General features: G+C 37.9%; 22 protein-coding genes and 1 pseudogene. 9 read left to right on the top strand and 14 right to left on the bottom strand.

Going from position 1 to position 17,723, the window contains the following annotated elements; all coding sequences use genetic code 11:
* Window positions 1-296 precede the first annotated feature (296 nt).
* Both CBM24_RS15855 and CBM24_RS27350 read left to right on the top strand, forming a co-directional pair.
* On the top strand, window positions 297-875 hold the full coding sequence (locus tag CBM24_RS15855; protein WP_075993096.1) for a Crp/Fnr family transcriptional regulator: 579 nt from the start codon (window positions 297-299) through the stop codon (window positions 873-875).
* 69 nt (window positions 876-944) lie between these two features.
* Complete coding sequence (locus tag CBM24_RS27350; protein ID WP_075993095.1) at window positions 945-1,877, top strand: DUF4267 domain-containing protein; 933 nt, start codon at window positions 945-947, stop codon at window positions 1,875-1,877.
* A gap of 152 nt (window positions 1,878-2,029) precedes the next feature.
* Here CBM24_RS27350 and CBM24_RS15845 read toward each other — a convergent pair whose 3' ends face one another.
* Entirely contained in the window at window positions 2,030-2,377 is a 348-nt protein-coding gene (locus CBM24_RS15845) for a winged helix-turn-helix transcriptional regulator (protein WP_075993094.1), read from the bottom strand.
* A 125-nt stretch (window positions 2,378-2,502) separates the two neighbouring features.
* Between CBM24_RS15845 and CBM24_RS15840 the strand changes: the two genes are divergently transcribed.
* Genes CBM24_RS15840 through CBM24_RS15830 form a run of 3 tightly spaced genes read left to right on the top strand, consistent with a single transcriptional unit; the run spans window position 2,503 to window position 3,796 of the window.
* Window positions 2,503-3,297, top strand: a complete 795-nt coding sequence (locus CBM24_RS15840) for an SDR family oxidoreductase (protein ID WP_075993093.1) — start codon at window positions 2,503-2,505, stop codon at window positions 3,295-3,297.
* Window positions 3,272-3,466: a DUF1330 domain-containing protein gene (locus CBM24_RS28100; protein ID WP_088161915.1), complete on the top strand. Its 195-nt coding sequence runs from the start codon at window positions 3,272-3,274 to the stop codon at window positions 3,464-3,466. Before CBM24_RS15840 ends, CBM24_RS28100 begins: the two co-directional genes overlap by 26 nt.
* A gap of 6 nt (window positions 3,467-3,472) precedes the next feature.
* Window positions 3,473-3,796, top strand: a complete 324-nt coding sequence (locus CBM24_RS15830) for a hypothetical protein (protein WP_088161914.1) — start codon at window positions 3,473-3,475, stop codon at window positions 3,794-3,796.
* Window positions 3,797-3,885: 89 nt separating this feature from the next.
* Here CBM24_RS15830 and CBM24_RS15825 read toward each other — a convergent pair whose 3' ends face one another.
* From CBM24_RS15825 to CBM24_RS15815, 3 genes are all read right to left on the bottom strand, one after another.
* Complete coding sequence (locus tag CBM24_RS15825; protein WP_088161913.1) at window positions 3,886-4,413, bottom strand: hypothetical protein; 528 nt, start codon at window positions 4,411-4,413, stop codon at window positions 3,886-3,888.
* 167 nt (window positions 4,414-4,580) lie between these two features.
* Complete coding sequence (locus tag CBM24_RS15820; RefSeq protein ID WP_088161912.1) at window positions 4,581-4,988, bottom strand: GNAT family N-acetyltransferase; 408 nt, start codon at window positions 4,986-4,988, stop codon at window positions 4,581-4,583.
* A gap of 108 nt (window positions 4,989-5,096) precedes the next feature.
* Window positions 5,097-5,852, bottom strand: a complete 756-nt coding sequence (locus tag CBM24_RS15815) for an immunity 22 family protein (RefSeq protein WP_088161911.1) — start codon at window positions 5,850-5,852, stop codon at window positions 5,097-5,099.
* A gap of 108 nt (window positions 5,853-5,960) precedes the next feature.
* Between CBM24_RS15815 and CBM24_RS28095 the strand changes: the two are divergent.
* Window positions 5,961-6,158: pseudogene (locus CBM24_RS28095) on the top strand (integrase core domain-containing protein); the annotation flags it as partial.
* A 58-nt stretch (window positions 6,159-6,216) separates the two neighbouring features.
* Here CBM24_RS28095 and CBM24_RS15805 read toward each other — a convergent pair.
* The 6 genes from CBM24_RS15805 to CBM24_RS15780 form a co-directional block, all read right to left on the bottom strand.
* The gene (locus CBM24_RS15805; protein WP_145330703.1) at window positions 6,217-7,002 is read right to left on the bottom strand and encodes a hypothetical protein; all 786 of its coding nucleotides are present in this window, start codon (window positions 7,000-7,002) and stop codon (window positions 6,217-6,219) included.
* Window positions 7,003-7,013: 11 nt separating this feature from the next.
* Window positions 7,014-7,781 carry a T6SS effector amidase Tae4 family protein gene (locus CBM24_RS15800; protein WP_075993067.1) on the bottom strand — a complete coding sequence of 256 codons (768 nt, stop codon included), beginning with the start codon at window positions 7,779-7,781 and terminating at the stop codon, window positions 7,014-7,016.
* Window positions 7,782-7,947: 166 nt separating this feature from the next.
* Window positions 7,948-8,361, bottom strand: coding sequence for a hypothetical protein (locus CBM24_RS15795; RefSeq protein WP_075993066.1), 414 nt, complete (start codon window positions 8,359-8,361; stop codon window positions 7,948-7,950).
* 10 nt (window positions 8,362-8,371) lie between these two features.
* Window positions 8,372-9,325, bottom strand: a complete 954-nt coding sequence (locus CBM24_RS15790; RefSeq protein ID WP_157698492.1) for a hypothetical protein — start codon at window positions 9,323-9,325, stop codon at window positions 8,372-8,374.
* An 8-nt stretch (window positions 9,326-9,333) separates the two neighbouring features.
* A complete protein-coding gene (locus tag CBM24_RS15785) occupies window positions 9,334-10,533 on the bottom strand; it encodes a LicD family protein (RefSeq protein WP_088161908.1) in 1,200 nt (399 codons plus the stop codon).
* A complete protein-coding gene (locus CBM24_RS15780) occupies window positions 10,493-11,230 on the bottom strand; it encodes a 2-C-methyl-D-erythritol 4-phosphate cytidylyltransferase (RefSeq protein WP_088161907.1) in 738 nt (245 codons plus the stop codon). The genes CBM24_RS15785 and CBM24_RS15780 overlap by 41 nt, the downstream gene beginning before the upstream one ends.
* Window positions 11,231-11,382: 152 nt before the next feature.
* Here CBM24_RS15780 and CBM24_RS15775 point away from each other — a divergent pair, with 152 nt between their 5' ends.
* Genes CBM24_RS15775 through CBM24_RS15765 form a run of 3 tightly spaced genes read left to right on the top strand, consistent with a single transcriptional unit; the run spans window position 11,383 to window position 15,510 of the window.
* Window positions 11,383-13,575, top strand: a complete 2,193-nt coding sequence (locus CBM24_RS15775; protein WP_198385923.1) for a peptidase domain-containing ABC transporter — start codon at window positions 11,383-11,385, stop codon at window positions 13,573-13,575.
* Window positions 13,575-14,897: an HlyD family secretion protein gene (locus tag CBM24_RS15770; protein WP_088161906.1), complete on the top strand. Its 1,323-nt coding sequence runs from the start codon at window positions 13,575-13,577 to the stop codon at window positions 14,895-14,897. The genes CBM24_RS15775 and CBM24_RS15770 overlap by 1 nt, the downstream gene beginning before the upstream one ends.
* Before the next feature lie 28 nt (window positions 14,898-14,925).
* Window positions 14,926-15,510: a hypothetical protein gene (locus CBM24_RS15765; RefSeq protein ID WP_088161905.1), complete on the top strand. Its 585-nt coding sequence runs from the start codon at window positions 14,926-14,928 to the stop codon at window positions 15,508-15,510.
* 55 nt (window positions 15,511-15,565) lie between these two features.
* On the opposite strand, the gene CBM24_RS15760 is transcribed toward CBM24_RS15765, so the two are convergent.
* The 4 genes from CBM24_RS15760 to CBM24_RS15745 all read right to left on the bottom strand — a co-directional run bounded on the left by CBM24_RS15760 (window position 15,566) and on the right by CBM24_RS15745 (window position 17,682).
* Window positions 15,566-16,204 (bottom strand): hypothetical protein, encoded by a 639-nt coding sequence (locus CBM24_RS15760; RefSeq protein ID WP_088161904.1) that lies wholly within the window; start codon window positions 16,202-16,204, stop codon window positions 15,566-15,568.
* A 4-nt stretch (window positions 16,205-16,208) separates the two neighbouring features.
* Window positions 16,209-16,514: a hypothetical protein gene (locus tag CBM24_RS15755; RefSeq protein ID WP_157698489.1), complete on the bottom strand. Its 306-nt coding sequence runs from the start codon at window positions 16,512-16,514 to the stop codon at window positions 16,209-16,211.
* A gap of 111 nt (window positions 16,515-16,625) precedes the next feature.
* Window positions 16,626-17,114 carry a hypothetical protein gene (locus CBM24_RS15750; RefSeq protein ID WP_157698487.1) on the bottom strand — a complete coding sequence of 163 codons (489 nt, stop codon included), beginning with the start codon at window positions 17,112-17,114 and terminating at the stop codon, window positions 16,626-16,628.
* A complete protein-coding gene (locus CBM24_RS15745; RefSeq protein ID WP_088161901.1) occupies window positions 17,101-17,682 on the bottom strand; it encodes a hypothetical protein in 582 nt (193 codons plus the stop codon). Before CBM24_RS15745 ends, CBM24_RS15750 begins: the two co-directional genes overlap by 14 nt.
* Between the last annotated feature and the right edge of the window lie 41 nt (window positions 17,683-17,723).

Raw genomic sequence — 17,723 nt, 5'->3', positions numbered from 1 at the left:
CCGTATCGAGATCCCTGGCCGACCTCAACGAATAAAATTTCCAGATAAGTCCAAATCTGAGAATAAGTTATAAGTGTCGAAATAAAGGAACTATTTTGGCCACTTCATAAGTGGCTCCTTTGTAGGGGCTTATTGTTTTTTTGTCAATTTTTACCATCAACTCTCATCCTTTGCAGCATTTTCTTCGGCAAGCTTTCCTTTAAGTTATAGGACACCAGCTATCCCGATCACCCTTTGACTTTCTGATCCTGGCATAAAATTTTTTACGATCTTTAAAGAACCAATACGTCGCTATTATGATAAATATATTATTAAAAACGGTCACAGATGCAATAGACATTAATCAAGCAGATAGGGACCTGATTTCAAAACTTTTTAGGGAAAAGAAATACAGGAAGGGTGAATATTTTTTGCGTGAAGGGGACGTTTGCCGTTATGTTGGTTTTATTATCAGCGGTGTTATGCAGTATTATATCAACAATGATGGGGAGGAGAAAACATATGGATTTGGTAAAGAAATGGATTTTGTCTGCAATAACGAAAGTTTTATTCCCCAAAAGCCATCTAGGCAGATTATTCAAGCTCTTGAAGATTGTACACTATTGGTAATTTCTTATAATGATCTTCAAGTGTTTTATTCTGAGATCAAGAATGGCGAACGTTTCGGCAGGTTAGTGATAGAGCAGGTTTTTGTTCAAACCCTTCAAGGGCTTAATTCTTTTTATACTGATTCTCCCGAAATTCGTTATGAGAAATTTATAAAAGAATACCCTGAGCTAGTACAAAGAATTCCTCAATATTATATTGCTTCGTACGTCGGGGTGAAACCACAATCGTTAAGCCGTATCCGGAGCCGAAATACGAGGAGGGACTGAGTTATTAACTTAGGTGCATGAATAGTGAAATCGGTCCAGATAACTTTGTTGTCAATAAAATTATATATTATGGCAACAAGAATATGTTACATCATTTCATTTTTGACCGGAATAGGTTTACTATTTATAGGTCTAAGATTTTTGTTTTCACCGCTTAACGCTGAATTCGATTACGGTATCTCTACTAATACACATGCTGATTATTCCTTTCACTACATCAAAGGAATTCGCGATCTATTTTCTGGTATTCTTCTGGTGCTTTTAGTATTGGCAAATGAAAGGAAAGCACTGGCCATAGCGTTGCTAGCAGCGACCGTCGTGCCCTTAGGCGATTTCATGATTGTAATGGGCAAAAATGGCAGCGACTGGCAGCATGGCATAGCTCATATGATAGCTGTATTGATCTGCATTATAGTGGGGCCGGTGCTTTTAATGCAAAAAAAGAGAACCGACAATCCTTATAATCAAGTATCTTTTGATCTTATTCAGTCTGCGGCCAATGGTGGTTCTACTATAAGTGAATGTGATCTACTCCCCGGAGCAAAAACGCCATGGCATTATCATACACTATTTTCTGAAAGGTTTGAAGTCCTTGAAGGTGAATTGGAAGTGGGTAGAAGCGGTAAACGTTACCAACTCAAGTCGGGGGATAAGATCTTCATATCGGCTAATGAAACACATCTTTTTAATAATAGATCTAAAGGCGTGTGCCGGTTACGGACAACCATCGATCCAGGAAATATTGAATTTGAGAAGGCCGCACTGATTCTATTGGGGCTGGCAAAGGATGGTCTTACGGACGGGAACGGAATTCCAAAGAATTTTTCAGACCTGGCTCTGTTCATTTACCTGAATAACTCCAAGATGACAGGAGTAATGAAAATTGTAGAACCTCTTCTGAGTATTGTTGCGAAAATTGCAATAAAAAGCGGACGATTGAAAATTCTTGAGGAAGCCTATTGTAAGACAACTGGTCTACAAGGCTATGGTGATCTGAAATGATGAAGCTGGCCACCAGCGTTATCTAGGTCGTAAATTTTAGGTCATATATCATAGTTAGCGTATGTAGATAAGTCGATTCTAAATGAAGAATCGACTTTTTTTGATATTTCGCACGCCATTTTTTTGAATTTCTCCCGGGGAAATTCAACGTTTTATTTCAAAATTACTTTCCTTAGACGCTCCTGATGCTCATCACCCCAATTTCCTAGTGCAGAAATTACAGGGATTAAAGTCTTCCCAAATTCTGTAAGACTGTATTCCACTTTAGGTGGTACAACAGGGTAAATAACTTTTGCAACCAATTCGTGCTCTTCAAGTTCTTTTAGCTGAACATTTAGAACTCTTCGTGAAGCATCCGGTATTTTGCGCTGGAGTTCGCTTGGGCGTTTGTACCCTTCATTGATAAACCACAATAATCTTATTTTCCATTTACCATAGAGAACTTCACCAATCAGGTCTAAACCACAGTTGAGACTTAAAGGTATTTTCTTTTCGTACATATTCCAAAATTAAGTCAATGTTCGAAAATATACAATATGGGATAAATTTATCCCTATGCAATTCGTTTTTCCGTACTTGTGTAAACTGTTTATAGGTCGGAAATTTGTATAAAAATATTTCAATAATGAAACATATAGTTGATTTCAACAAGGAGTTATCGGGTAAATTTGCTTTGGTGACAGGTGGTACAAAAGGCGCGGGAAAGGCAATAGCTGAGCGCTTGTTAAATGCAGGCGCAACGGTTATTATTGCGGCAAGAAATACCCCTAAACAAGCCAACGACAAGTTACATTTTATTTCTGCTGATCTAAGCCAATCTGCCGGAACCAAAAAAATAGTTTCAGAAGTTCTTCAAAAATTTGGAAGGTTGGATATACTCGTCAATAATCTGGGCGGTTCAGATGCAGAAGGCGGAGGTTTTTCAGTATTGAGCGATGAAGATTGGGAAAAGGCTATTCATACCAATCTGCTTGCGCCGGTCCGTTTAGACCGAGGCTTTTTGCCTCATATGTTAGCAAGGGGAAATGGTGTCATTATTCATATCGCTTCCATACAAGCTAGGTTACCACTACATGATTCAACATTACCTTATGCGGCAGCAAAGGCAGGCTTGTTAAATTACAGTAAAAATCTATCAAATGAAGTATCACCGAAAGGAGTACGAGTTTTAACTGTTTCGCCGGGCTGGATTCAGACAGATGGTGCAACGGGAATGATGCAGGAAATTTCGGAGCGAAACGGTATTAGTGTTGAGGAAGCAATCCAACAGGTCATGAATAGCCTGGGAGGAATACCTTTTGGCAGGCCGGCAAAACCCGAAGAGGTTGCGGAATTGGTCGGTTTTTTAGTATCACCACGAGCAGGATATCTCACCGGAACCGAATTTGTAATCGATGGCGGGACAATACCAACCGTTTGAATTTAGTCATATGCCAGCATACATAATATTTACAAGAATCACAACTATTGATCAAAAAGAGCTAGAGAAATATTGGAGCCTGATCAGGGAGACTATGAAGGGGCACCCAATTGAAGTTCTTTCTCCTTATGGAGACTTTGAAGTTCTCGAAGGTGATCAGATAAAATAAGAAATCATGGAATTACCAAAAGTGTTAATAGATTTAGTGGCAGCACAAGCGAGCTACAATAGCGTTGCATATGCCAAGTGTTTCGCCGAAACAGCAGTAGTTTATGATGAGGGCAAAATGCACAATGGACGAAAAGAGATCGAAAAATGGATTTCAGATGCAAATAAAAACTATAAGTCAATTATGAAGCCTATCAGCTTTGAGAAGAATGAGGATCAAAGTATTTTGAAAGCGGAAGTCTCAGGTAATTTTCCTGGAAGCCCTATTGTCTTGAGTTACCGGCTCAATATTGTTGGTAATCAAATCCAATTTCTAAAAATTACAGGATAAGGAGAAATTTTATGGACCAAAGGGTATCGGTGGTATTTATCGAAGAGTGGGTTGATCTGGAGAAAGACTGCGGAATAGTGCTGCTGTAACTATGTTTCTATCGTCGAGAATAAAAGGTGCTGTATTGACGGAGGATTTTCCCCATCTGCCTCGAAGATATCAACCTTAGTTTGTAGCAACCTATCATCTTTAATTATCAGATGCGCGGGGAAAACATTTTGTACTTTCTTTTTTAGCTTTTCAAATACCTGAAAATCAGTGTCGCTTACAGAGGTAAATGATTTTTCCCGATTGGAAAGGCTCATTATCCTGATCGCAAAATAGGGTAAGATAACACTGACAAATAAAGAGTATAAAATGTCTTCATTCTGCTCAAGGCGGAAGGAAAAGTGATACGAAGGGCTTCCCCCTAAGAAGGAGTAGTCCCAGATTTCAGCAGACAGGTCGGTAAGGGATTCTTTTAATTGTTCCCATTGCCCGTGGTCTGACCAGGCTGATTCAATACATCGTTTCCGGTTACTGTAAGGTTCTGAAGAGGAATAAGCCATGATATCGTCGAGGGTAAGACCCTCCGGATAATACTCTTTTAACTGCTCCGTTATTTGTTCCTTTCGCATCTGAATTTATTTACAAATAGGATCCCAGTTTTTCACTCCCGTCCCAGGATTAGTTCCTACCATATTGGCTACTCTCGCAAGATTCGCTCCAAGCTGTGCATTGATATAAACCTGCATTTCAGTCTTTACAAATGCCGGAATTTTGGGCAGGCTACCTTAACCTTCTCTCAGTGATCACCCCCAGAATAGATCCACATCGGCTCTGTTTGACCTGCTCGTTCAAAGCCGTTCTTTTTATAAAAGTCGATCGCATTTCCATCAGCCGTAAGCATCTGCATGTGAAAACCCTTATAAATCTCTTGCATTTTATCCATAATCAAACGCCCAACACCTTTGCCTTGATAGGAGGGTAGCACCAGTAGATGTGGATAATAAACCACGAGATACCCATCGGAAATAGCATTTCCTAGACCTACCAATGTCGTACCATCCCATGCCGTCACTAAGGAATGCGAATTTAAGAGTGCTTTGATCAGTAGTTCTGGTTTATCGGCCGCACTCCATTTGTTAGCTTGATAAAGTTGTAGTATGTCGTTTGCGTTTAAATCTCTATTGACACTTAGCTGTATGTTCATCTATTATTCTGTAGTTTTAGTTGGTATTTTTAAGCAGATATTCTTCGTTCGTAAATATGCGAACAGGTGAAAATCGACGATTACAAACTGTAAAAAACAAATTAGATTTTATTCCTTGTCAAATTTTCCAATATATTTCATACCGAGCATATCGGCAATTTTTTCACCATGTATTTCAATTGAGCCTTTTACAACAAGTTCAAGTACGGAATGGGCGGTGATCATTCTCAGCTCTTCAGCTTTGAAAATCATCTTTTCGGCAATGTTGTAATCTTCTATTTGGAGAATCAGTATCTCGTCAAGTTTTTCGCTTTTTGAAGTATGGTAATAATTCAGTTTTATAATATCCTTTTTATTTAGTGCCGCTTGTTGGAGAATATTCTTTTTATCAATTTTATTGTCTCCTATCCATAAATAATGAACCTCATAATCAGATAAAGACTGGTCAGAAAACTGAGCCAATTTCCCAATGTACTTTATCGTTTCAGAACGTGAAGCATCTTTTTCATCTAGGTCATTGTCTTCAAAAGCTACAACAGCGTTAAAACCAATGAAACTATGTCCTCTTAATAATGTTTCTAACTCATTTTTATCTACACCAATATCATTTGCAATGGTTTTGATATTTAGAGAGTTCTTATAATATTTCATTATCATGAGATCTTCATCATAGTTATCCAAATGAACTTCCTTGCAAAAATCACAGCGTAACTCCGTATTTGGTTCTTTATCGTCCTCTTCGTTTCCGGTTGGCGGTTCGTTGTCATAAACAGACCATGCTTCCAGATAGTCATTTTGATCCAGATATTTTTTTAATTCTTTCTCCGTTTTAAACTTTCCGAACCATACATGTATTTTTTTCATCCTGTGATGTAATTTAAGAATCAGAATTAGCAATGGTAAAGATAAAGCAATGCTCCGGCTTTATGGCATTGCGATTAGTATGACGCAGCGTGGTAGCCTTATGATAACGCGCTAGCTGAACGTGTTAATGGTATTCTTAAAAATGAATTCTATCCCAAGCGAGTATACCAAAATCATAAGGACGCAGCCAAAAGCATCGATAAAATTATTAAAGTTTATAATTTGCAGCGACCACACAGCAGTTTGGATTTCCAAACTCCCCACAAATGCACTGTATCGTCCGTTTATGGTTTTACACGTTCCTAACGTGGGAAAATAAAAACCTATTTCCAGTGATTTAAAGAGTTACTGGAAATAGGATAAACTAACTTTGTTTCAATATATAATAGGGTTCCTTTTCTAAACTGTAGGATCCATCTTTAAGAATATTATATTTAAAGAAATTCATTGTTTTAATAAGTTCGTCAAAGATGACAACAAATGATTCCTTTTGCTTAACACCTGAGGTTTGAAGGACTATAAACGCATGGGGACTGTTTACCCGAGGTTTTATCTTTCCCGCAGCTCTAGTCACATTCCATTTTGAAAAGCTATTAATCCCCTTTAAATTTCCGTCCATATCAAATGAGACCTCATCATTAGAATCGCCTAATCTATAAGTACCGTTTATCAAATGTGCAAAGTAAATTTCCGATACGTCTTTATTCATCATGAAATCTGTAGGTCTTATAAATTTGATAGAATCTACAGTGTTTCCACTTTTATCATTAACAGTTAAAAGCATTTCATTTGCCCTTTTTGTTAATAAGAAATCCTTTCCATCTGATGAATAATCATACATATGATTACTTGTCATTGTTTCGCCGATATTCAGATATAATTTATCCGAGCCTTTCACAGGTGTTAAAGAAACGGGAATCAGGTCGTCACCTATTGCCGGTTGATAGTATAATCTATCTTTCTGTATTAAAAATGCCTGTATAGGAAAGCCTTGGCTTGGATCGGGTGTTTTCTTTTCCGAGAGGCTGTCTGATAATCTATCAGAAAACCAATACTCTTTGGCTGTATTTACATTTATTTTTTTCTGTGCAAAACCAACAGAAAAATCAATAAAGAGAAAGAGTAAAACTAATATTTTAGTAAACTTCATAATAAAAAATTTTATTGACATGCTGAATTATCTATAGGAATGAAGATCACTTTGTCAACATTTCCTGATAACCAAAGAGATCCTACTTCGTTTTTTCCTTCATCGCCTTTAAATACATCAATGTGATTTACTCCACCACGTTGCATATAAACTATACCATTTAACTTTGAAGATGCCGAATCAAGGAATGCATTTGTCGAATTATATGTTTTTATTTGGCTCTCCATACCTTTTGATTTATAGTCATCAACTAGATAATTTTTTAAGTTAGCCGCCCGAATAGGATAACCTTCTGATGATAAAGGGTCGTCAAATTCTGTACCATAACTACCGAAGTCAACATCATATACTTCTTTTAATGCCGCTCCCACGCGAATAGCACATTGGTTTGCGTAATCATCTTGGCTTGGATGTTGGGTTTGACCATTTACATTATGTGGATAAGCATCCCAAATAGCATCAAAACATAATTCAGGTAGTTCATCTGCATCGGGATCATTATCAGGATTGTTATCGATTCCGCCATCGCCTAAGTCATCATAATCCTCAAAATCTTCGTCATTTCCATCATCCCAAGGATCTTCCCAATCGTCATCTCCTCCATCATCCCAATTGTCATCGTCACCGCTACCCTCAGGAGGATAAACGTCAATTTCTGGACCTTCTGTTTCCCATGCGATATCACTATCGCCTCCTTTTAATTTAAAAAGCTCGTTTTCTGGTAATTGATCAATTTCGCTTGCGATATCGAAAAAGTTTAAGATTGGTTTTCTTTTCATAATTTTTAATTATTTGTAATTTGTAAATCTTCCTAATTTATCGGTTATAATAGGCACGGTGGTCTGTTTTTATACTATGCTTCTTATACTTATGCTACCAAGAAAATAACCTTATTTCTTCGCGCCAGGCTTTATATTTCAGATCTAAGATGTCATACGGCAGTATTTATCTCTTCAAAGCTTTCTCCTTTTCCATTTCTTTAAGCATCCAGTTTCGGAGTTTTTCCTCTCTTTCAGGACTGATGCGTTTTAGAACGATTACTCCTTGAAGATTCTGAGTTCGGTTTTCTGTAAACCTATCGAATTCGACTGTAATATCATATGCTAGATGATTCCATTTTGGTGAAGTGAGACTGTCAAATGGAACTCTGAATATGGAGTCTTCCTGCTGAACATAAACCAGTTTAGCCCAATTGACTGATGTCTTACTTGGAACACCAGACATCATTGCAACATCACGGAGATCCAAATGTATTTTTTCAACCAAAGTCTGAAGTATCGATAACTCCTTTTCTTTTTTTTGACCAAAAGCAGATGTTAAAAGGCAAATTCCTACAATTGTTAAAATGTTATTCTTCATTTGTTATCTATTAATTGGGGTTAGAGGATACGCCGTGGATCGGACAGTTTTTTCCATCACCTAAGTTTGCGTATGGTTTGATCGTTTGAGGTTGACCATCGGCACCAGTTACTGTGATCGTCTGGTTTTTTACCCAAGTTTCATTTATTTCAACAGGCGGATTACCAAAAGTTGCATAATTATTTGCAAATGCGAAAGCTTCAACTTCATCCTCGATGCCGTATTTTAGTTTTATTTCATTATCAAACATGTTAAAACCGATCCTGCCATCTAAAAATTGCTCAACATGCTTTAATTCATGAGCTAATACTTCATTAAAAGCGGCATAGTTTAAATCACCCTTCTTATGAAGGAGGATTTCGGTGCCGGCAAGATATATATCCTTTTTATAAACCAATTCGGACTGATCCATTGTAATTTTAACATCTTTATTTCCGCTGAGTGATGTATACGCTGCGCTGCCATCGGCATCACCAAAGTTGATCACCAGATTAAAATTAGAACTCTCGATCCTGTTAAAAATCTGATTCAGTCCATTTAACGTGTCTTTGAATGCCTGGTTTGTATTTGGGTTATTTAAATCAGCAGTTATTGCACTTCTAAAAGTACCCAAATGATTAGAATAGTCAACAATCCCTCCAGAGCCAAGTCCCACAATTCCTTTTGTATAGGTACATTTCGGTTGTTCCTCCTCATCATTATCGGTTCCGCCATCGCCGTGATCATCACCATCCCAGTCTTCATCCCATTCATCATCCCATGGCTCTTCAGGACCGTCATCACCACCATCGTCCCAATTGTCATCGTCACCACCACCATCCGGGGGATATACATCAATTTCAGGGCCTTCGGTTTCCCATGCGATATCACTGTCACCACCTTTTAATTTAAATAGCTCATTCTCGGGTAACAGGTCGACATCGCTTGCAATGTCGAAAAAATTTAAAATAGGCTTTCTTTTCATATTTTCATTCATTTATAATTTGTAAATCTTCCTTTCTTGTCTGTGGTGATGGGAACGCTGATCTGTTTGACGCTGTGCTTTTTAAATTTATGCGACCACGAAAATATCTTGATTTCATTTCTCCAGCCTTTATACATTGTGTCCAGTATATCTGTTGCCACGGCGGGATGATAGAATTTAGCATTTTCAAATTCGATAGGCTGCAATGGAAAGTAGCTCTGTTTCTCAAAAACATACCCGTCATTGGTATGGATTTTATTCCCGATTTCTTCAGTCCACCAGATGTCGACAAAGGGAAAAGTGTATTCATAGCCTTCTGTTTTATAACCGCCCTCTTTCCAGATCTTATAATATGTTTTTCCTGTTTTTGACCATGTCCATTCGGTCACATTATATATACCATCCTGCCGGATAGCGGGGATCAATTTGATGAGATCTTCTTTTTTTACCATGAGATCGATGTCATCGTCCCAAGGCATAATTTTTCCGCTATGCCTGATCGATCCGAGTAAGGTACCAGCGTGCAGAAATATCTTTACATCCAGTGATGCGGCGGTTTCCGAAAGGTAGGTTAAGATTCCCCGAACTTGACTTATTTCGTCCTTCTCCCAGGCACTGTACGACCTAATGTATTCGATCATACTGTTTTTTCTTGCCAGGTAAGAAGGGGCCTTTCGGTCGGAGAACATAGTCCAGTCGGTATCAACGGCAATCATCTTGATTTTACGGTCAATTCCCAGTTCTAGAAATTGTTCTGCTAAGGGCCACCTTATTTCCGAACATTTCTCTATGAGTTCCTTTATGGACTTTCTCGAGATAATATAGGACGAAGTACCCCAATAAAATCCAAATCTGCTGAATGCGATTGGCATTTTAAGACGTGTGTCTGAGTTAATGAGGTCAAAGGGAAATAAGACGTGGAAATTTAGATCTTGTTCCAGCAATACCGATTTTATTTCCGTTAGATCCTTCAAAATTGCGGTACCATGCTCCTGGATCAGGCAATAGTCTTTTGTGGAGTTTTCCAAAAAGTCTTTCCAGATCGCATGATGGACCTGAAATAAATTGACTTCGTAATCAGGAATCTTTGCTCCATACCTGCTCTGATAATCTTCTCCCAGAGCTAGTTGATCCGATCCCTCTTTTGCCGACTTTTTGTAGTCGTTCTTATAATATTTTAGTGTAGGAGTTACCGTATATTTTTCCATTTGTTTCAATTGAACTGCTAGCGAGCAATCTGTCAAGTCCTTCTGCGATGTAAAGGTCTTGTGGATGTGTTATCTTTATATTTTCGTAATTGCCCTGGCAGAGCTGTATTTTGTAGCCCGCCTTTTCGACGATAGTTCCATCATCCAGCATGTCGGGCGTATAGTTTTGGCAGTATGCGGTTTTTATAATCTTGGAACGGAATACCTGCGGGTTTTGGACAATCTTGACGTACTGCCTATCAAGTGCGTTATTCTGGTTCTCTTTTGCTATCCGAATAGTGTTGACCGCATTAAAGACAGGCACGGCGGTACCGTACTGAGAAGCGGTGGTGTAAGCATGATCGATGGTTTCTAAGGTAACAAAAGGGCGTACGCCATCATGTATTCCTATCAGGTCGTTGTCACTGGAGTCAATAGATGCTAATCCATTTTTTACCGAATGAAATCTTTGTTCGCCACCGTCAATTAATGTTATTTCACGGATAATCGGATAGTCAAGTTTAAGCTTGTTCCAGTGCGCAATGTGGTCAGGGTTGACCACGATTCTTATCTTTTGCGGTTCAAAACGTTGTAAGAATTTACAGATGGTCTTAATAATCACCGGAACACCGTTTATGGCTTGAAACTGCTTGCTCATAACGCCTCCATATCTTTCCCCAAGACCTCCTGCAAGTATCACTATATAATTTTGGTGCATTGATTATTTATCTTTTAAGAGCTATAAAATTTCTTTAATCTTCTTTTTGTGTCGATGAAATTTAGTAATTTTCATTTTTATTTACAAAAAGTAGTATAAAATTAATATGTTGTTAACATTAAGTGTACGTAAATTTAATAGCCTAAGATTTTATGAAGGTGTTTTTTAAGCGTTTCCCATTTGAAATCCAGATGGATAAGATGGATTGTGGCCCGACCTGCTTGAGATTGATTGCAAAATATTATGGACGGTTCTATCCAATAAATTTTTTAAGAGAATTATGTGGTACCACCAAAGAGGGGATCTCTATTATTAACCTGATCCATGCAGCTGAAAAAATAGGGCTCAAAAGCAGGGGTGTTAAGTGTACGCTCGCACAGTTGCAACACGATGTTCCGCTTCCTGTTGTTGTTCATTGGAAAGATTCCCATTTTTTGATCGTATATAAAGTAGATAGAAAGTATTTTTACGTTTCTGACCCCAGTGCCGGACTAGTGAAACACCCCATAAAAACGTTTGTTAAAAACTGGTATAAATCGACAACAAAGAAAGGGGTGGTGATCGGATTTGAGCCTGACGGTAATTTTTTTGATCTTCACCAGGAAGAGAATTTCAGACGGAAGAAGAGCTTTAATACTATATTCCAATATTTTAAGCCATACCGGCTGAGTATTATTAACCTTTTTATTGTGATGCTTTTTGTCACAGGGCTTCAGGCCATCATCCCTTTTATTGCGCGGTCAATAATTGACATAGGTATAAGCACCCAGGATATGAATTTTGTCAATATTATGCTCTTTGCAAATATTGCCATACTTTTAGCCACAACACTTTCCAATGCAGTAAGGGACTGGATTGTTCTCCATCTCACAAGCCGCATCAATATTTCTTTGATTTCTGATTATCTGGTCAAGCTTATGAAACTTCCCATTGGCTTTTTTGAAAACAAAATGATAGGTGATATTCTTCAGCGGGCACAAGATCATCAGCGTATCAAGGACTTCATTATGGGTAATTCACTTAACCTGATCTTCTCAGGCTTAACCTTCATTGTTTTTGCAGTTATACTTGTGACTTTCAATACCTTTATATTTTGGGTGTTTGTGTCTGGTAGTGTGATCTATTTCCTTTGGATATTTGGGTTTCTGGCCATTCGGCGGCGGCTGGATACCAACTATTTTGGTCTTATGGCAAAAGATCAGAGTTACTGGGTAGAGACGATAACGGGAATGCAGGATATTAAGGTAAATAATTATGAAACGCAAAAACGGTGGAAGTGGGAAAACTTACAGGCAAGGCTCTATAAGGTAAATCTAAAACTTCTGTCTATAACCAATTATCAGAACCTTGGTGGACAGTTTATTGAAAACCTTAAGAATGTTGCCATTACAATTGTTTGCGCAAAAGCGGTGATTCAGGGAGAGATGAGTTTTGGGATCATGATGTCCACCCAGATTATAATCGGCATGCTCAATGCTCCCATACAACAATTTATACAGTTTATCATTTCGGCCCAATTTGCGAAAATTTCATTTGCCCGTATCAACGAAATACATGGTTTGGAAGACGAGGAGCAGGTTGGCTCTTTTAATGAGACGATTTTGCCTCAAGGGAAAGACATTGTTTTAAAAAGTCTTTATTTTCAATACGCACCAAAAAATCCGTATATCGTAAACGGGGTTAACCTTGTCATACCGCACGGGAAAGTAACGGCTATTGTAGGAGATAGTGGAAGTGGTAAAACAACACTGATGAAGCTGATACTAAGACTTTACAGTCAGAATCACGGAGAGATCTATCTGGGAAATTTAAACGTCAATAATATCCCGCTGCATTATTGGCGCTCCAAATGTGGTGTCGTATTACAGGACGGTAAGATATTCAATGATACGGTTATCAACAATATTGTTCTTGGAGATGATAATATAGATATTGAAAGATTGGAAAAGGCTCTGGAGGCTGCCAATATCAGGGAAGAGATAGAAGATATGCCCAAAGGTTATAAAACAATGATGGGTGAGCAGGGGAGGGGGCTGAGCGGTGGACAGAAACAGCGGATATTAATCGCGCGCGCCCTTTATAAAAATCCTGACTACCTGTTTTTGGATGAAGCCACCAATTCACTTGATTCACGTAACGAGAAAAGAATTGTGGAAGCTTTGGACAAGATCTTTAGGGAGAAAACGGTGGTCGTCATCGCACATCGGCTAAGCACCATTCAGAAAGCCCATCAGATCGTCGTCATGAGGGATGGAAAAGTCGCAGAAATTGGCAGTCACGATCTGCTCATGGAAAGAAAAGGACACTATTATCAACTCATCAATTCACAGATAAGCTTAAATTAATGGAAGATTTACATAAGGTCAAAAAAACAGAGGAACTCGACCATATTGTGAACAGGATGCCAAAGAAGTTCGGTGTCCAGATAACCATCATCGTAATGGTAAGTATATTTTTACTGCTTATTTTCGGTTATCTGATTACTTATCCTGATGTGCAGTCGGGGACTGTGTCAATCAACACCGAAAATCCTGCTGTAAAAGTTGTGAGTCCGGCATCGGGTAAACTAATTTTACAGAAAGAAAATCAACAGGAGGTATTAAAGGGTGATATCATCGGCTACCTAGAAAATCCTGCGAATATGGGTGATATCCTGCTCGTAAATAAACTAGTTGAAGGCATTGATATCAACGATAGATTTTCGCTGATTAATCTATCGCTTCCCGGCAAAGTTTACTTGGGGGCAATAAATAATAAATACTATGCTTTACTCGATGCACTTCAACAATATAAAAATTATTATAATAATAAGACACTGGACCACCAGTTGCGGACGTATAATGAACTGCTCAATGAGCAAAAAAATATTTTGAGCACATCAAGAAAAAAGGCGGAGCTTTCGCACAACAGTACTTCATACATTGAGAATTTTGCCAAAAGAGATTCTATACTCCTGGAAAAGAAAGTTATCAGTGTTGCAGAATTTGAACGAAACAAAATAAACCATATTAATGCGGCCTACACAGAAGTCAATACCAAGGCAGAGGCGTCTCAGGTTATGCTTGAACTTTTCAGGACGCAGAATGCAATTACGGAGACGCAGATTAAAAAAGATGAAGTTGAAAAGTCTCTGACGTTACAGCTGACATCTTCCTATCATGAGCTATCGATGGCCCTGAAATCGTTTGAAGAGAATTACATATTTAGGTCTCCCCGAGACGGGATTCTGCAATATTTAAATTTCTGGAACGATGATTATTTTATTAGGTCTGGAGAGGCCGTATTTTCTATCGTTCCGGCTGACAGTAAAATTGTTGCCCATGTGCGTCTTCCCAATTCAGGTGCTGGCAAGGTCTTAAAAGGACAAGAAGTTATTATTAAGCTCGATAATTTCCCCTATAATGAATATGGCTCTTTAAGGGGCGTTGTTCAGGAGATATCATTAATGACCAATATCCAGCAGACTAGTCAGGGAGATCTGGAACAGTATCTTATATATGTAGAGTTGCCCGATGGACTAAAAACAAATTACGCTCAGCGATTACAATTTAAATATGAGCTGAAAGGGGTTGCAGAGATTATTACCAGGGATAGACGGCTGATAGAGCGCATATTTGATAACCTGAAGTATATGCTCTCGAAAAAAAATAATGGATATTCAACCTGAATAAAGATCATTATTTCAATAGTTATTTATGACGGATTTTCTTAAAATAGTTGCTACAGTTACCTGTATATTGACAAGTAGCATATGTTTCGAGATAAAGACATTTTACCATAGTGAAAAAAGACCATATGCATCGAATGCTGACATGAGCTATACGCTTGTTGGCGATAAAAACAACAAATATTATGGAATCAAACATACGGCTTCTTTTAATGGTAATATATTAAAGGTAAATTATATTGATACAATTCGAGATATTTTAATAAGGTATATGGATGAGTCAAAACTGAGTGATTTTGACAAAGAGGCAGAAATTTTTGTCTCGATATATTTTGATCCACATACCTTAAGGGTTAACGAGGTATACTTTGGATTTACCGGCATTTCTCCTTTTAAAGTTATGACATTAAAACAGTTTCAAAAAATAGATGAACAAATTAAAGACAGTATCATAGGAGAGAAAAATGTAAAATGGTTTAGTGAGCAGGAAATAGATGAAACACTTTCTAAACTTGATTATCTTGATGGTCATGGCGTCGGATTCTATTTAAAGCAACTAATGTTGTATAAAAACGGTAAGATTCCGAAGGAAAAATTGATATACTTCCGTTGATTTCATTTTGGCTCAATATAATTTTTCGCAGTATTTAGCCTCTAATTTAAATAAATTAGTTCTGCTTTTCACCGATAATAGACCTGAGTTTTTCTTCAGAATAATTTTCTATAATACCGTGTTTGGTCTTCAGATAATCAAAGATGGCAGGATTGTCCAGCCAATGTGATTCCCGAAGTCCATCAATAATTGTTTTTAAATAATCATTGCTAGGTTTAGTCGAGGACTGTGAATCTTGTTCATTTGTTATCGTAAAAATAGGAAACCCGTTGTGCTCACCTAAGTATAATAGATTGCCATACCAAGATGGCTGTTTAAAAATATGAAAGCCATTTTTAACTGCCTTTTCAAAGTCAATTTCCAAGCTGGTACTTGTATTTGTCTTTTGTCTAGCAATATCTATCAGTTGGCCTTTTGTTATCAAATTTATTCGTCCATAAGTAGACGCAGTAGGATTAAATGTAGTTCTAATAAAGGCAATACCTCCGTTCCAATTTTTCGAGACCTTCGCGAAATATAGCTCTGAGGAAATATACATTTCTTCACTGTCGATCGGCGACGTCTTATCCTCACATCCAATATAGGATGTGTTTGCACCGGCGGGCTGGCCACCTTGTATATAACAAAGAAACCTCTCTTGCAGCAGATTGGAACCATAACATGCATACCAAACTTTTTCGTCCAAATTTTTCATTTCTTTAATGTTTTCTGACTTCTTTCAGATGCCAGCGCAATTCCTCGGGAACTAATTCAAAGGCGAAGCTGGAGATTCCAAAATCTTTTGAGAATAGTTCCCTATCATTTTGCCAAACAGTTATTTGATCCCAATAAGCCAGGAAGAAATCCCCTTCCTGAATAAAGTCCATCCAGCCATCGGCTTTAATTGATGCTTGCTTGTCGGTCAATATAATACCCGAGTAATTCTCCAGGCTACCATCCAGAAACATTCCATCATGCCCTTCTATACAGGATTCTGACCAGTCAAAGTCAAATTTAAAACTCATACCTAACAAATTATTTAATTCGTTAGCAAGCTGGATTTGCACTAGTTTCCTTAATTTTGGCCCCATAGAACTTGAAAATCCATATTTACTCCAATTATCTTCCATAGATTCCTATTTACGTGTTGAGCGTACTCTTTTCAATTTAAATATAGTATATCCGATCGAGGGAGATATGGCTGAGAGAATAATATAAATGCATTTCGCTTGAAATTGCCAATTTATATTCAATGGTAGCGGGATTTCCTTGATGAGATAAGCTATTAAAACATCATATGTTATGTAATAGGCCTCAGGAATCAGCCATAAAATCGTGATATTTATATGGGTATTAAACTGATAATTTCCCGTGATGAGTACACACGATATAAGTATGATCAACCCAATCAATGCTGGCCAGAATATGGAGAATATCTTTCTATTTCTTTGCGCCTGTAGGTATCCTGCATAAATAAGTCCTGCAACTTGCAATCCAAAAATAATTAGATTAAAATTTAAACTCCCCGTAAAATACCTCAGCCAATCACCGTCTGTTAATGCTACATAAAATGTCAAAGCCATAAAACTGAGGTGTACAAATAGGGGAGCGTTAATTCTCTTCATTATCTATATTACGTTTATGGAATCTCAATGTTTTTATCGCTTTGACAAGATCCTCTTCTGTTTGCGTTTTTAGATCTGTTCCATGGAGATTAAACCGGACTTTTGAAGAGTCTCCCCATAGGCTGCCGATATACACTCCGGTGATTCCTTTTCCGGATATTCTCGGAAATACGATTTTCGCTCTTCTGTTATCAATGGTATCCCAGGATACATTTTGTTTTCTGTACAGATCTGCATCAATATTCATCGACATGATATCTTTAACAACAATGAAATCGGAGGAGTCCAAGTTATTTTCCTCCATCATTTGCCTTGTAATTACCTGAATATTTGGTTCTGTCAAACTATTTGAATACATGCCCAGATCAAAGTAAAGGGTATCCGTGTTGTCTATAGCCATCGCGCCAACATAACTGTCTATACCGTCTTGTTTGACCTGTTGCCACTTATAAGGAACTTCAAGCGTAAATAGACCAAAATCCATTGTCTTTGTGCGAGAAGGATCCTTGCATCCAACAACGAGGATAATAAGGGCAGAAATGTGGGATAGTTTTATGAACTGTTTCATCCTATGGCTTATGCGTTTAATTTACAAAATTAGGCTGGACT

Origin of the sequence: Sphingobacterium sp. G1-14 (assembly GCF_002196555.1) — a bacterium.
Classification (GTDB): Bacteria; Bacteroidota; Bacteroidia; order Sphingobacteriales; family Sphingobacteriaceae; genus Sphingobacterium; species Sphingobacterium siyangense.
The sequence above is the reverse complement of the archived record's forward strand: the minus strand, read 5'-3'. Positions and strand labels throughout refer to the sequence as shown.

Bases quoted from the DNA above. Each gene is read 5' to 3' on its own strand.
- CBM24_RS15790 (WP_157698492.1), bottom strand. From the start codon at position 9,325: ATGAAAAGAAAGCCTATTTTAAATTTTTTCGACATTGCAAGCGATGTC.
- CBM24_RS15840 (WP_075993093.1), top strand. From the start codon at position 2,503: ATGAAACATATAGTTGATTTCAACAAGGAGTTATCGGGTAAATTTGCT.
- CBM24_RS15820 (WP_088161912.1), bottom strand. From the start codon at position 4,988: ATGAACATACAGCTAAGTGTCAATAGAGATTTAAACGCAAACGACATA.
- CBM24_RS15760 (WP_088161904.1), bottom strand. From the start codon at position 16,204: ATGAAAAATTTGGACGAAAAAGTTTGGTATGCATGTTATGGTTCCAAT.
- CBM24_RS27350 (WP_075993095.1), top strand. From the start codon at position 945: ATGGCAACAAGAATATGTTACATCATTTCATTTTTGACCGGAATAGGT.
- CBM24_RS15745 (WP_088161901.1), bottom strand. From the start codon at position 17,682: ATGAAACAGTTCATAAAACTATCCCACATTTCTGCCCTTATTATCCTC.
- CBM24_RS15795 (WP_075993066.1), bottom strand. From the start codon at position 8,361: ATGAAGAATAACATTTTAACAATTGTAGGAATTTGCCTTTTAACATCT.
- CBM24_RS15845 (WP_075993094.1), bottom strand. From the start codon at position 2,377: ATGTACGAAAAGAAAATACCTTTAAGTCTCAACTGTGGTTTAGACCTG.
- CBM24_RS15770 (WP_088161906.1), top strand. From the start codon at position 13,575: ATGGAAGATTTACATAAGGTCAAAAAAACAGAGGAACTCGACCATATT.
- CBM24_RS15830 (WP_088161914.1), top strand. From the start codon at position 3,473: ATGGAATTACCAAAAGTGTTAATAGATTTAGTGGCAGCACAAGCGAGC.
- CBM24_RS15855 (WP_075993096.1), top strand. From the start codon at position 297: ATGATAAATATATTATTAAAAACGGTCACAGATGCAATAGACATTAAT.
- CBM24_RS15825 (WP_088161913.1), bottom strand. From the start codon at position 4,413: ATGCGAAAGGAACAAATAACGGAGCAGTTAAAAGAGTATTATCCGGAG.
- CBM24_RS15750 (WP_157698487.1), bottom strand. From the start codon at position 17,114: ATGAAGAGAATTAACGCTCCCCTATTTGTACACCTCAGTTTTATGGCT.
- CBM24_RS15785 (WP_088161908.1), bottom strand. From the start codon at position 10,533: ATGGAAAAATATACGGTAACTCCTACACTAAAATATTATAAGAACGAC.
- CBM24_RS15815 (WP_088161911.1), bottom strand. From the start codon at position 5,852: ATGAAAAAAATACATGTATGGTTCGGAAAGTTTAAAACGGAGAAAGAA.
- CBM24_RS15805 (WP_145330703.1), bottom strand. From the start codon at position 7,002: ATGAAGTTTACTAAAATATTAGTTTTACTCTTTCTCTTTATTGATTTT.
- CBM24_RS15755 (WP_157698489.1), bottom strand. From the start codon at position 16,514: ATGAGTTTTAAATTTGACTTTGACTGGTCAGAATCCTGTATAGAAGGG.
- CBM24_RS15765 (WP_088161905.1), top strand. From the start codon at position 14,926: ATGACGGATTTTCTTAAAATAGTTGCTACAGTTACCTGTATATTGACA.
- CBM24_RS15775 (WP_198385923.1), top strand. From the start codon at position 11,383: ATGAAGGTGTTTTTTAAGCGTTTCCCATTTGAAATCCAGATGGATAAG.
- CBM24_RS15780 (WP_088161907.1), bottom strand. From the start codon at position 11,230: ATGCACCAAAATTATATAGTGATACTTGCAGGAGGTCTTGGGGAAAGA.
- CBM24_RS28100 (WP_088161915.1), top strand. From the start codon at position 3,272: ATGGCGGGACAATACCAACCGTTTGAATTTAGTCATATGCCAGCATAC.
- CBM24_RS15800 (WP_075993067.1), bottom strand. From the start codon at position 7,781: ATGAAAAGAAAACCAATCTTAAACTTTTTCGATATCGCAAGCGAAATT.